Annotated in this window: 16 protein-coding genes; 6 read left to right on the top strand and 10 right to left on the bottom strand. The window is 71.4% G+C overall.

Going from position 1 to position 10,647, the window contains the following annotated elements; all coding sequences use genetic code 11:
- On the top strand, positions 1-528 hold a 528-nt coding region (locus VFM98_RS25340; protein ID WP_325112660.1), incomplete at its 5' end, for a hemerythrin domain-containing protein.
- A 207-nt stretch (positions 529-735) separates the two neighbouring features.
- Positions 736-1,074 carry a thrombospondin type 3 repeat-containing protein gene (locus VFM98_RS25335; protein ID WP_325112659.1) on the top strand — a complete coding sequence of 113 codons (339 nt, stop codon included), beginning with the start codon at positions 736-738 and terminating at the stop codon, positions 1,072-1,074.
- A gap of 129 nt (positions 1,075-1,203) precedes the next feature.
- Here the strand turns inward: VFM98_RS25335 and otsB are convergent, their stop codons facing one another.
- From otsB to VFM98_RS25315, 4 genes are all read right to left on the bottom strand, one after another.
- Entirely contained in the window at positions 1,204-1,974 is a 771-nt protein-coding gene (otsB, locus tag VFM98_RS25330; RefSeq protein WP_325112658.1) for a trehalose-phosphatase, read from the bottom strand.
- A gap of 138 nt (positions 1,975-2,112) precedes the next feature.
- A complete protein-coding gene (locus tag VFM98_RS25325) occupies positions 2,113-2,283 on the bottom strand; it encodes a hypothetical protein (protein ID WP_325112657.1) in 171 nt (56 codons plus the stop codon).
- Between the two features lie 11 nt (positions 2,284-2,294).
- Entirely contained in the window at positions 2,295-3,371 is a 1,077-nt protein-coding gene (locus VFM98_RS25320; protein WP_325112656.1) for a YeeE/YedE thiosulfate transporter family protein, read from the bottom strand.
- Between the two features lie 4 nt (positions 3,372-3,375).
- Entirely contained in the window at positions 3,376-4,305 is a 930-nt protein-coding gene (locus VFM98_RS25315; protein ID WP_325112655.1) for a sulfurtransferase, read from the bottom strand.
- A 206-nt stretch (positions 4,306-4,511) separates the two neighbouring features.
- Between VFM98_RS25315 and VFM98_RS25310 the strand changes: the two genes are divergently transcribed.
- Entirely contained in the window at positions 4,512-4,652 is a 141-nt protein-coding gene (locus VFM98_RS25310; protein WP_325112654.1) for a hypothetical protein, read from the top strand.
- Positions 4,649-4,858 carry a hypothetical protein gene (locus tag VFM98_RS25305; RefSeq protein ID WP_325112653.1) on the top strand — a complete coding sequence of 70 codons (210 nt, stop codon included), beginning with the start codon at positions 4,649-4,651 and terminating at the stop codon, positions 4,856-4,858. The genes VFM98_RS25310 and VFM98_RS25305 overlap by 4 nt, the downstream gene beginning before the upstream one ends.
- Positions 4,859-4,873: 15 nt before the next feature.
- Here the strand turns inward: VFM98_RS25305 and VFM98_RS25300 are convergent, their stop codons facing one another.
- Positions 4,874-5,302, bottom strand: a complete 429-nt coding sequence (locus VFM98_RS25300; protein ID WP_325112661.1) for a response regulator — start codon at positions 5,300-5,302, stop codon at positions 4,874-4,876.
- 170 nt (positions 5,303-5,472) lie between these two features.
- Between VFM98_RS25300 and VFM98_RS25295 the strand changes: the two genes are divergently transcribed.
- Positions 5,473-6,150: a hypothetical protein gene (locus tag VFM98_RS25295; RefSeq protein ID WP_325112652.1), complete on the top strand. Its 678-nt coding sequence runs from the start codon at positions 5,473-5,475 to the stop codon at positions 6,148-6,150.
- Positions 6,151-6,296: 146 nt separating this feature from the next.
- Positions 6,297-7,259 carry a Tim44-like domain-containing protein gene (locus VFM98_RS25290; protein ID WP_325112651.1) on the top strand — a complete coding sequence of 321 codons (963 nt, stop codon included), beginning with the start codon at positions 6,297-6,299 and terminating at the stop codon, positions 7,257-7,259.
- Between the two features lie 64 nt (positions 7,260-7,323).
- On the opposite strand, the gene VFM98_RS25285 is transcribed toward VFM98_RS25290, so the two are convergent.
- The 5 genes from VFM98_RS25285 to VFM98_RS25265 all read right to left on the bottom strand — a co-directional run.
- Entirely contained in the window at positions 7,324-8,223 is a 900-nt protein-coding gene (locus VFM98_RS25285; RefSeq protein ID WP_325112650.1) for a LysR family transcriptional regulator, read from the bottom strand.
- A 36-nt stretch (positions 8,224-8,259) separates the two neighbouring features.
- Complete coding sequence (locus VFM98_RS25280; RefSeq protein ID WP_325112649.1) at positions 8,260-8,769, bottom strand: cytochrome c; 510 nt, start codon at positions 8,767-8,769, stop codon at positions 8,260-8,262.
- Positions 8,770-8,779: 10 nt separating this feature from the next.
- Positions 8,780-9,274: a DUF6644 family protein gene (locus tag VFM98_RS25275; RefSeq protein ID WP_325112648.1), complete on the bottom strand. Its 495-nt coding sequence runs from the start codon at positions 9,272-9,274 to the stop codon at positions 8,780-8,782.
- 4 nt (positions 9,275-9,278) lie between these two features.
- Complete coding sequence (locus VFM98_RS25270; RefSeq protein WP_325112647.1) at positions 9,279-9,743, bottom strand: hypothetical protein; 465 nt, start codon at positions 9,741-9,743, stop codon at positions 9,279-9,281.
- 22 nt (positions 9,744-9,765) lie between these two features.
- On the bottom strand, positions 9,766-10,647 hold an 882-nt coding region (locus VFM98_RS25265), incomplete at its 5' end, for a carboxylesterase family protein (protein ID WP_325112646.1).

Here is a 10,647-nt window from a genome sequence, read left to right as displayed (position 1 = left end):
GGTCGCACGCCCAACTGCGGGCTGCTGCTCGACATCGTCGACTACCTGCGCGACTACAGCGACCAGGTGCACCACCCGCGCGAGGACGAGGCCTTCCGCCGCCTGGGGCGCCGCAGCCCGGAACTGCGGCCGACGATCACGCGCCTGCAGCAGGAGCATCGCGTGATCGCCCAGTCCGGCGACCGCCTGCGTGAGCTGGTGGAAGAAGTGGTCGCCGACGCGATGGTGCCGCGCGCGGACATCGAGGCCGCCGCGGCGACCTACATCGTCTATTACCGCAGCCACATCGAGACCGAGGAGAAGGAGATCCTCCCCGTGGCGGCGCGCGAGCTGACGGAGGCGGACTGGACGGCGGCGCGTAACGCCGCGCCTGCGCGCGACAATGCGGTGGCGGGAGAGGGCGGTGCGCCCGACAGGTTCCGCAGCCTGCGCCGGCGGATCGCGGCCGAGGCCGGTTATGCGCCGCGCACGATGCAGAGTGCGGCGGCGGCGTGGCGCGGGTTGACGTGGCGGCCTGAGGGGAGCTGAGGGAAAGCGCTCCGCTGCGCTCGCGCATCGCTGGGCTTCGCGCTTTGCGCTCAGCTTCGGCGGCTGGTGCCGCCCCAGCCTGCGAACAGCGCCGAACTCGCTGTCGCGTGCGCCCTGCGCCTACGCGCCGACGCGTCCCGCGCTTGCGAACCTGCTGGGCAGGCGTGCGCAGGCTGGAGGCATCGACCGTCTCCAGGGGAATGCGTCATGAAACGAGCTGCCTTCTGCGTCACCCTCGCCGCCGCCGCGATGGGCGGCTGTGCCTACGATCCGGCGTACGTCGGGTATGACCAGGGCTATGGCTACGGCTATCCGGCCGGCTACAACACCTTCGGTGGCCCGGGCTACTACTACGGGCCGAGCCCGGCGTTCGGCAGCGCCACCATCCACATCGACGCCGACCGGCGCCACGGCGACCGGCGCTACGGCCGCCGCAGCGGCGACATCGACCGCGACGGCATCCCCAACCGCGCCGACCGGGATCGCGACGGCGACGGCGTGCCCAACCGGCTGGACGATCGGCCGAACAACCCGCGCCGGCAGTGAGGCTGCAGGAAGCCCGCGCGCGCACGCAGGCGGCAGGAAGCCCGCGCTCGTAGGCTGGTGCTGAGCGCCGCAGGCCGAAGCCCAGCGATGCGCGAGCGCACCGAAGCGCCGGCGCCCCCGGCGTGCAAATCAACCAGCCTGCAGCACCGGCGCGTCCAGGTGCGCCAGCATCCGCTCCAGCACCATCCCGAGCTCGTTGACGTGGTCCAGGAAGTAGCGGGCGCGTGAGTTGCGGTCTTCGCGGCCGATGCGCACCGTGAGCCAGTCTTCCGGCGCGGAGGCGAACACGGGCTCGTCGTTGACGTCGTCGCCGAAGAACACGGCGCAGGGCGCGCCGCACTCCTGCACCAGCAGGTGCATCGCGCGGCCCTTGTCCGGCGCGCCGGCGGGCACCACGTTCTCCACCATCTTGCCGGCGAATGTGTGGCACTGCGCCTGCACCTCGCGCAGCGTGGCGCGGATCAGCTCCAGGGCCTGCTGCGGGCGCGGCGCCAGCCGATAGTGCAAGGCGAGCGAGAGCCCCTTGTCCTCCACCATGACGCCGGCCTGGCGCAGCTCCGCGCCGCGCGCCTGCAGCAGCGCGCGCACCGGATCGAGCTGGGAGGCCGTTGCGTCCTGCTCCTGCGCCACCAGTTCGGCGCCGTGGTTGCCGACGATGTAGTGCGGCTCGAAACCGAGCCGGTGCGCGATGTCCGAGCCGCTGCGGCCGGAGACGATCGCCACGGGCAGGCGCGCCGCCAGCCGCCGCAGCTTGCCGGAGACGCAGGCCGAGACGCGGGCCTGCTCCGGGCGCGGGACGATGGGCGCGAGGGTGCCGTCGAAATCGAAGGCGAGCAGCGGGCCGCGCCGCATGACTGCGGCGAGCGCCGCGTCGCCGCGGGCTTGAAGAAGGAGCGGCATGCGTGCCGCTTCATCGCTCTTGAGGAAGATGGGCCGTCTCCTGTGCGTTCGTCCCGCCCGGCGCGGGTCGCTGCTCATGTTGCCACAAGTGCATTCCCGCGCCGTAACGGCGGTTTTCCGTGCGGGCCGCGCGGGCGGCTACTTCGCCGCGGAGCAGTGGCCGCCTTCGACCACCTGGCCCGAACCCGCCGCGATCAGCGGCGGCTCCTGCCGCAGGTTGATCGCCGGCGCGCGCGCGAAGTCCCATGCGAGGAACAGCACCAGGGCGCTCCAGAACGCCGCGCGCAAAAGCAGTGTTTTCTTCTGCATCGGGTTCGTCCTCATGCGAAGCCGAAGCGGCGGCGCACGCGCAGCCCCACCAGCGTGCCGAGGAAGGCCATCGGCAGCCAGATCCAGCCATGCAGGCTGCCGGTGCTGATGCCGCTGAACATCGCGCCGACGTTGCAGCCGAAGGCCAGGCGCGAGCTGTAGCCCATGACGAGGCCGGCCGCCAGCCCGATGGCCCACTGCGCGGACGTGAGCGGCTTGGCGCTCGGCGGCTTGCGCGCGGAAACCCACAGCGCGCCACCGAGCAGGCCGATGTTGGTGATCGAGGTGACGTCCAGCAGCGCCGATTGCGCGAGCCGCTGCGCGTTGCCCGCGTCGCCCCAGAACGGGTTGGCCGCCGGGTCGAACAGGCCCAGCGCCTGCGCGCCCTTGGCGCCCCAGAGGCCGAAGCCGTAGACGATGCCCCAGGGCTGGCCGGCGATCACGAGGTTGACGGTGGCCAGCGCCGCCAGCGCCACGGCGCCCCACACCCAGCGCTTCTCGAACAGCGGCTTGCCGGGGCCGACCCACAGGCGCACGACCACGGCCAGCACGCCCAGGGCGACCAGCGTGGCAGCGAGCGCCGGGCCCGCGCCCCAGGCCTGCACCAGGCCCACGGGCTGCACCTGGCCAAGCGACAACCAGTCGTGCATCTGCACCGATCCGAGGAAGCTGCCCAGCGCGAACAGAGGCAGGATGGCCATGTTCAGCGGCACGCCGAGGCCCGCCTTGTACAGCGTGCCGGAGCCGCAGCCGTCGGCGACCTGCATCGCGAGGCCGAACACGAAGGCACCCACCAGCAGGCTCACGCTGGGCGGCCCGAGCGCGGCGTGCAGCTCGGTGTAGTGCCCCAGCAGCGGGATCGCGAGCGCCGCCGCCAGCGCCAGCAGCAGGAGTTGCCCGTAGACGCCGCGCGGGTCGCGCTCTTCGACCAGCCGCCTCCAGCCGGTGGTGAAGCCGAAGCGCGCGCCGGCCAGCGCCGCGCCGAAGCCGATGCCCACCAGGAACAGCACGGCCTGGCGCACCGACACGCTCCACAGCAGCAGAATGAAAAAGGCGGCCAGTGCGGCCGCCATGGGAAGGCGCTTCATCCGATTACTTCTTGCCGGCCCACATCTTCGCGTCGATCAGCAGTTGCTTCGCGCGATTGGGCACGTTGGACATCGGCAGGGCGCGGGCGTCCTGCGTCCAGTCGACCATCGAGCCGGGGTAGAGCTTCACGTGCTTCATGCCCAGGATCTCGTGCATGGCGAACCAGTCGGTCGCCGCCCAGTGGCCCGTGTTGCAGAAGGCCACGGTGTCCTTCTTCGGGTCGACCGCGCTGGCGGCCTCCCGCACCTTCTCGGGCCGCAGGATGCCGCTCTTCTCGTCGGCGAAGAAGCGGCTGTATTCCACGTTGATCGCGCCCTGCAGCGTGCCGGGCACCTTGGAGGCCGGGTGCCGGCTGTCGCCGAGGAAGAAGTCCTTCGGGCGCGAATCCACCAGCACCGTCGAATGACCGTTCATGCCCTGCAGCACTTCCTCGCGGGTGGCGATCAGGCTGGTGTCGGGCTGCGGCGTGTAGTTGCTGGGCGCGACCTGCGCCACAGACTTGTCCTGCGGCAGCTTCGCATCCGACCAGGCCTTGACGCCGCCATTGAGCAGCGAGAGCTCCTTCAGGCCCAGGTACTTGAGCGTCCAGTACACGCGGGCAGCGGCGCCGAAATCGGTGGCGTCGGAGCCGCTCGAGACGACGACGGCGTGCGTCGCGGGCGTGAGGCCCAGCGAGCGCACCAGCTCGGTCAGCTGGCCGACGGGCGGCAGCTCGCCGGGGTTGCTGGCGGGGCCGCGCCACTTGCCGTAAGGCGCGTTCAGGGCGCCGGGGATGTGCGCATCGGCGAAGGACTTGGCGTCGCGGATGTCGATCACGCGAAGCTCGGCCGAGCCCAGTTGCGCCTTCAGCTCCGTGGGGGCAAGCAGGGGTTGGGCCGCAAAGGCCGCGCCGGCGCCGGCAAGGCAGACGGCAAACGCGAGGATCTTCTTCATGGGGATGTCTGCTCCGGGGGAAGGGCATGGATTGTCGCAAATGCTGCTTGCTGCATTGCAATCAGGGTCTTCGTGCCCCGCGGCAGCGGGCGCGCGGCGCGCGATGCGCTACGATGGAACGCGAAACGAGCCCTCGAAGAGCCGTGGTGACAGCAGCATTCAGTTCAACCCCCAGGCTGGCCTCCAGCCTGCAACCGGAGGACACCATGGCCAAGCCCAATTACGCGTTCGAGAAGCGGCAGCGCGAACTCGAGAAGAAGCGCAAGAAGCAGGAGAAGGAAGACAAGAAGAGCGCGACGCGCGAGCAGCCGGTCCCCGCCTCGGTGCAGCAGCAGCCGCAGAAGTGACGGGTGCCGCCGTGAAGGACGAAGTCAAGACGAAGATGCGCCCGAGCGGGCTGCGCTACGAATCCAAGGCTGGCGGCACCGATTTCCCCGGCCCGTACGGCGGAACCATGAGCTGCTTCGTGTGCGGCCGCCACGTGCCCCGCACGCGGCTGGTGGCCTTCAGGATGGCCACGGGCGTGCAATACCGCTGCCGCGACGGCTGCTGAGCGCTCCTCTGCCTTTCAGGCGTGCCCGGCGTGCGCCGGCGGCGGGCCGCGCTGCTCGCACAGCCAGGAGACGAATTCGCCCGTGTCGGCCTTGCTGAAGACCACGTCCGCCCCGAGGCCCAGGCAGTGCGTGCAGACGGCCGGTGACGCATAGGCACTGAAGACGGCCACCTTGCCCGGCGGGTGCAGTTCGCGCGCCCGGCGGATCACGCTCATGCCCGAGCCCTGCGCGAGCACGAGGTCGATCAGCGCGATGTCCCAGGCGCCGGGGTGCTCCAGCAGCCAGAGGTTCGCCTCCGCCTCGGTGCCTTCCGTGCCCACCAGCCGCAGGCCGCCGAGCGACGCGAAGACCGCCTCCAGCAGGTCGTGCGTTGTCTGGAGGTCTTCGACGAGGAACAGCCGTACTTCCACGCTCCGTCTCGGGCTGGCAACGTTGATGTGCACTTCTTTCAAGGGTCGATTATCCCGGCCGGGCTGCCGCGGCCATTCCAGATCGCGCGTGTGGCCTACACCGGTGTGTAGTCCTGCGCAGGCCCGGCCTGGGTGTGGCCGGCGGTGCTCCGGCGCGGGAACCCGCCACCCGCGCATCCCTCCCATGGCGTGGAGGGATGCAAATGATTCAGGGTGAAACAGTTCCTGCCGGTGCGCTGCAAAAAGGGCGCGCGGCCAAGCTCATGCTGCTGCGGCGCGTGGGCGGGGCGGTCGGCGACGAACTGCAGGCCCAGCTGCAGCCGCTGCTGCTGGTGCACGAAGTGCTGCAGGCCGCGCTGGCCCGCAGCGGCGAGGTCGGCACCCTGCGCGAACCGGCGGGGCTGATCAAGCCCGCGGTCCAGCGCGCGCTGGCGGCCGGTGCCGCGGCGACCGAGTGGCTGCTGCCGCGACCGGGGGCGCACACGCCCTCGACGGAGCTCGCGGCCGAGTGCGCTGCGCTGCTGCGGCCGGAATTCACCCTCTGCGGACTGGGCGTCGAGCTGATCGTCAACGGCGAGCCCTTGCCCATCGAGCGCGACGCAGGCCGGACCATGGTCTGCGCGGTGCTGGCCCATGCGGGCGACCACGCGCCGGGGCCCGGCCGGATCCTGGTCGAACTGGCCCACCGGGACGCAGTCTGCGAGGTGCGGGTCTCGCATCGGCGCGCCAACGAAGAGTTCGCCTCCGGTCACCTGGCGCCGCAGCAGCCGGCCATGGAATGGGACGACCTGCTGGCCCTGGCGCAGCTGGAAGGCGCGACACTGCGGCGCGAGGGCGGGGAGACCCTCGTGCTCGAGCTCGCCGTCGCGAGCGGCGCCTGAGCCGCGGCGCATCCGCCGCGCTGCGCTGCCCCCGGCCACGGCGTGACTTCGGTTTTTCCTGAGCAACCTGCAGCGATGTTCTGCTTTTTTCTGGGCCGGTCCGCCGCTAGGCTGGGGCGCATGGATCATTGCCAAAGGAGACAACCATGAGGAAGACCCTCGCCCTGTTCGCGCTCGTCCTGACGCTCGGGATGACGCTGGCCCTGGATGCCGAGGCGAGGCGCCTCGGCGGTGCCCGCTCCTCGGGCATGCAGCGGCAAAGCGTGACCGCCCCGGCGCCGACGCCGGGCGGCACCCATTCTTCCGCCGTGCCCGGCCAGGGCGCCGCTGCGACCGGTGCGCCGGCGGCGGGCATGGCCGGCACCGCAGCCGCTGCCACGCAGAAGCGCAGCTGGATGGGCCCGGTGGCGGGCCTCGCCGCCGGCCTGGGCATCGCGGCGCTGGCTTCCCACTTCGGCTTCGGCGAGGCGCTGGCCAACGTCCTCACGATGGCGCTGCTGGCGATGGCGGTGCTGTTCGTGATCGGGCTGGTGATGCGCAAGCGCGCGGCGGCCCAGGGCGGGTCGTACGCGGGTGCGGGCGCAGCGGGCCCGGCAGGCGGCATGTTCCGCCAGCAGCCGCCGGCGCAGGACGTGGCGTTCCGCAACGCCCAGGGCGCGGCGCAGCGCAGCGGCGGATCGCTGATCGGCTCGGGCCTGGCCGGTCCGGGCGCCGACGCCGCGCCTGGCGGCCGCATTCCGGCCGGCTTCGACGTGCCCGCGTTCGAGCGCACGGCGCGCGACCAGTTCATGGCGCTGCAGGCGGCCAACGATGCGCGCGATCTCGACCGGCTGCGCGACTACCTGTCGCCGGAGATGTTCGAGGCGGTGCGCGCCGACATCGCCGAGCGCGGCGATGCGCAGCAGAAGGTGGAAGTGTTCGGCCTGAATGCGCAAGTGCTCGAGGTGGTGGAGGAGGGCGACAGCTACGTCGTCAGCGTGCGCTTCACGGGCAGCGTGCGCGAGCGGGCCGACGCGGTGCCGGAGGACCTCGACGAGGTGTGGCACCTGGTGAAGCCGCGCAGCGGCTTCGGCGGCTGGGTGATCGCGGGGATCCAGCAGGCGAAGTAAGGGGCAGGGGGCGGGAGCGCCCCTCACCCCTGCCCTCTCCCCGGAGGGGAGAGGGAGCAATACCTCAGACCGGGCCCATGCCGCGGGCGGCCTGCACCAGCTGCTGCACCAGCGGGTGGTGGATGCGGCGCTCGGCGGAGATCAGGTGGAAGTGCTCCACCACCTCCGGCATCTCGCCCACCAGGCGCATGCGCTTGTCCTGCAGCAGTTCGGCCTGCGACCAGCGCGAAGCGGGGAAGGCGCCCATGCCGCTGCGGCCGAAGGCGGCCAGCAGGGCGCTGTCCTCGAACTCGCCGGCGATGTGCGGGCGCAGGCCATGGCGCTCGAACCACTGGTCCAGCCGCGCGCGCACCGCCGCATGGTGCGTGGGCAGCAGCAGCGGCAGTTCGCCCAGGCAGTGCGGGAACGGCTTCCGGCACTTGCGCAGCACCTCCGCCGGTGCGAACCACGCCATCGGCGATTCGCCCAGCGCGTGGCCATAGAGCCGCAGGTTGGGGTTGGGCGGCGCCGCGCGGTCGGACAGCACGGCGTCGAGCCGGTGCAGCGCCAGGTCCGCCAGCAGGCGGTCGAATTCGTCCTCGTGGCACAGCAGGCGCACGCGCGGGTCGTGCAGCGCCGGCTGCAGCAGGTGGCCCACCACGAGCTTCGGCAAGCCGTCCGAGATGCCCACCGCGAGCCGCAGCCCCTGGCCGGTGGCCGCATCGCGCACGGCCGCCGGCAGCTGCTCGCCGATCTGGAAGATCTGGTCGGCGTGCGCCATCGCGGCCAGCCCCGCCTCCGTGAGCACGATGCCGCGGCCGGCCGGCTTGAACAGCGCGTGGCCCAGCGACTGCTCCAGCGCACGCACCTGCGCGCTCACCGTCTGCACCGCCATGTCGAGCCGCTCCGCCGCCCGCGCCATGCCGCCTTCCTTCGCGACGACCCAGAAGTAGTAGAGGTGGCGGTAGTTCAGCGGCGTGGACATGGCCGCGAGTGTGCCTCGGACGCCAGGCGCCTCAGCCTAGGGATGGGGCGGGATCGGGATGCTGTACGGCTTTTCCTCGCGCCTGAACTGCTGGTGGCACGCCTCGCAGGTCGCCTCGAGCGCCTGCGCGCGGCGGCGGAAGGCGTCTGCATCGGGCGCGCGGCTCGCATCGGTCGCGAGCTGGGACGCCGATCGCGCCTGCGCCTCGAAGGCGCGCCGCTGCTTCCATGCCGCAGGCGCCGCGCGCGTCACCAGCGCCGGCTCGGCCTGCTCCAGCGCCTTCGACCAGTTGTTGCTGCCGGCGGGAAACAGGTGCGGGAACGCCATCAGCAGCACCGCGATCTCGTCGGCGTGCTCGCTCGCCTCGTGCGGATCGAGCTGGCGGCCGGGCTCCAGCATCGCGTCGATTTCGTCCATGTGGCGGCCCACCGCCGCCATGAGATTGCGGCGCGCGAGCACGATCTCGTTCACCCGGTCTTCGCGCTCGCCGGCCGCGGCCGGCAAGGCACAGAGTGCCGCGAGCGCGGCAGCCAGAAGCTTGCGCATCGGGATGTCCTCAGTACGGCAGCTTGGTGAACCCGATCCAGCGGCCGAAGCCGACGATCGCGATCCAGAAGGCGAGCGACAGCACGCCGGCGGCACGCGCGGCCACGGGCACCACGGCCTCGCGGTCCCATGCGGCCACGCCGCGGACCGTGCGCAGCTCGAAGAAGGCCATGTTGATGCCGGCGAGCAGCATCAGCAGCATCTTGAGGCGAAACGCGGTGTTGCCAACATAGCTCTGCGCGTTGGCGACGAACATCAGCGCGCCCGTCACCGCCGCGGTGGCAAACGCCGCCCAGGTGTAGGGCAGGCAATCGTGCGCCAGCGCGGTGAAGGAGGAGCGCCGCGACGCGAGGCCGACCAGGCGCAGGTCGACGATGGCGATCGTGCCCAGCACCAGCGACAGCGCCACCACGTGCAGCGCCTCCGCGGCCGGGAAGGCCCACTCGGACTGCTGCATGAATTCGGCCAGCGCGCTGGCCTCCAGCCATTGGATGAAGTCGTTCATGGTGTCACTGCAGCGGGGACTTGGTGTAGGCGATCCAGCGGCCGGCCACCGCCACGCCGCACCACAGGAGGAAGTTGAGCGCCACCAGGCCGCGCGCGGCGGGGCGCGAGACGGTACCCGGTGACACGCGGGCCAGCGCCACCAGCACGATGGCAAGCAAGGCCATCTTGACCCAGAAGGACGGGTTGCCCAATGTGCGCGCCGGCTCCCCGATGATCAGCAGCGCGCCGGTGGCGACCAGCAGCAGCAGCGACCACCAGATCCACGGCACGAAGCGTGCGAGCGTGTCCTCCACGGGTTGCCAGGCTCCGGCGTAGCCGGCGCGGCGCAGCCCGATCATCAGCACCGACGACAGCACGATGGCCACCGCGATGAAGTGGACGATCTGCACCAGCGGCACGATCCACAGCACGTTCTGGATGAAGAGGCTCAGGCTCGTGGCCGCGAGCCAGTCGACGAAGGCATGCATGGCAACCCGCTCCCGTCCCGGCTCAGGCCGCCTTGAGGGCGTTGACGGCGAGCGCGCCGTCGACCACGGCCGCCGGCGCCACGCCGATCTTCGGGCCGAACACCATCACCTGCCGGTCGGCGCGCGAGTACGGCTTCCACGCGGGCAGGCCGGCGCCGTTCGGGTTCCCGGTGCGCGCGAAGTTCACCCAGGCGGCGCTCATGCGGTCGGCCAGGGCCTGGTGCTCCGGCGTCACCTCGCCCACCAGCGCGGTCGACAGCTTGAGGTTGTCGAACACGTAGGCGATCTCCGCCGTGTGGGGCACGTTCAGCTTGCCGCCGCGCGCGCCCTGCGGCATCGCGAACTGGTAGACGTAGGCCGCTGCCCCGCCCTGCGCCGCCTTGCGTTCGGCCTGCAGGTGCACGTTGCCGCCCATCCACCAGTCGGACGCGATCAGCTGGTACAGCACATGGTTGGGAGTCTCCGCGCGCGCCTTGCGGTACTGCGAGATGAGGCCCGCCGCCTTGGCCGCATCGAGCCTGGTATAGGCTGCGATGCGCTTTTCCAGCGTGGCGTCGTCGATCGCTTCCAGCGGCGTATTGTTGAAGAAGGTGACCTCGGTGAGGTTGCTTCCCAGCAGCATCGGCACCTGCGCGGACACGGCCGGCGCGTCCGGATCGAAGGGGTTGCGCGGCAGCACATCGCCATCGACCACCGGTCCGATGCCGGGCGGCGTGGCAGCCGCGATCTTTTCCGCGGGCAGGCGATACAGCGCGGCGAGGTCGTTGGGCGCGACACCGAGCTTCTCCAGGACGGAGCGCGCCAGTTTCGTGCCCTCTTCGGCGCTCGTCCAGCGCAGGCCGGTGCCGCTTTGCGCGATGGCGCGGTGGAACAGGCCCTGCGCAGACGGCATGGCCATGAGCGT

Origin of the sequence: Ramlibacter sp., assembly GCF_035706265.1 — a bacterium.
Lineage (GTDB): Bacteria > Pseudomonadota > Gammaproteobacteria > Burkholderiales > Burkholderiaceae_C > Ramlibacter.
Note: the sequence above shows the minus strand (reverse complement) of the source record. Positions and strands in the feature narration are given on the sequence as shown.

Excerpts from the sequence above, each read along its gene's own strand:
- VFM98_RS25280 (WP_325112649.1), bottom strand. The coding sequence starts at position 8,769 with ATGCGCAAGCTTCTGGCTGCCGCGCTCGCGGCACTCTGTGCCTTGCCG.
- otsB (WP_325112658.1), bottom strand. The coding sequence starts at position 1,974 with ATGCCGCTCCTTCTTCAAGCCCGCGGCGACGCGGCGCTCGCCGCAGTC.
- VFM98_RS25320 (WP_325112656.1), bottom strand. The coding sequence starts at position 3,371 with ATGAAGCGCCTTCCCATGGCGGCCGCACTGGCCGCCTTTTTCATTCTG.
- VFM98_RS25275 (WP_325112648.1), bottom strand. The coding sequence starts at position 9,274 with ATGAACGACTTCATCCAATGGCTGGAGGCCAGCGCGCTGGCCGAATTC.
- VFM98_RS25285 (WP_325112650.1), bottom strand. The coding sequence starts at position 8,223 with ATGTCCACGCCGCTGAACTACCGCCACCTCTACTACTTCTGGGTCGTC.
- VFM98_RS25335 (WP_325112659.1), top strand. The coding sequence starts at position 736 with ATGAAACGAGCTGCCTTCTGCGTCACCCTCGCCGCCGCCGCGATGGGC.
- VFM98_RS25325 (WP_325112657.1), bottom strand. The coding sequence starts at position 2,283 with ATGCAGAAGAAAACACTGCTTTTGCGCGCGGCGTTCTGGAGCGCCCTG.
- VFM98_RS25310 (WP_325112654.1), top strand. The coding sequence starts at position 4,512 with ATGGCCAAGCCCAATTACGCGTTCGAGAAGCGGCAGCGCGAACTCGAG.
- VFM98_RS25270 (WP_325112647.1), bottom strand. The coding sequence starts at position 9,743 with ATGCATGCCTTCGTCGACTGGCTCGCGGCCACGAGCCTGAGCCTCTTC.
- VFM98_RS25315 (WP_325112655.1), bottom strand. The coding sequence starts at position 4,305 with ATGAAGAAGATCCTCGCGTTTGCCGTCTGCCTTGCCGGCGCCGGCGCG.
- VFM98_RS25290 (WP_325112651.1), top strand. The coding sequence starts at position 6,297 with ATGAGGAAGACCCTCGCCCTGTTCGCGCTCGTCCTGACGCTCGGGATG.
- VFM98_RS25295 (WP_325112652.1), top strand. The coding sequence starts at position 5,473 with ATGATTCAGGGTGAAACAGTTCCTGCCGGTGCGCTGCAAAAAGGGCGC.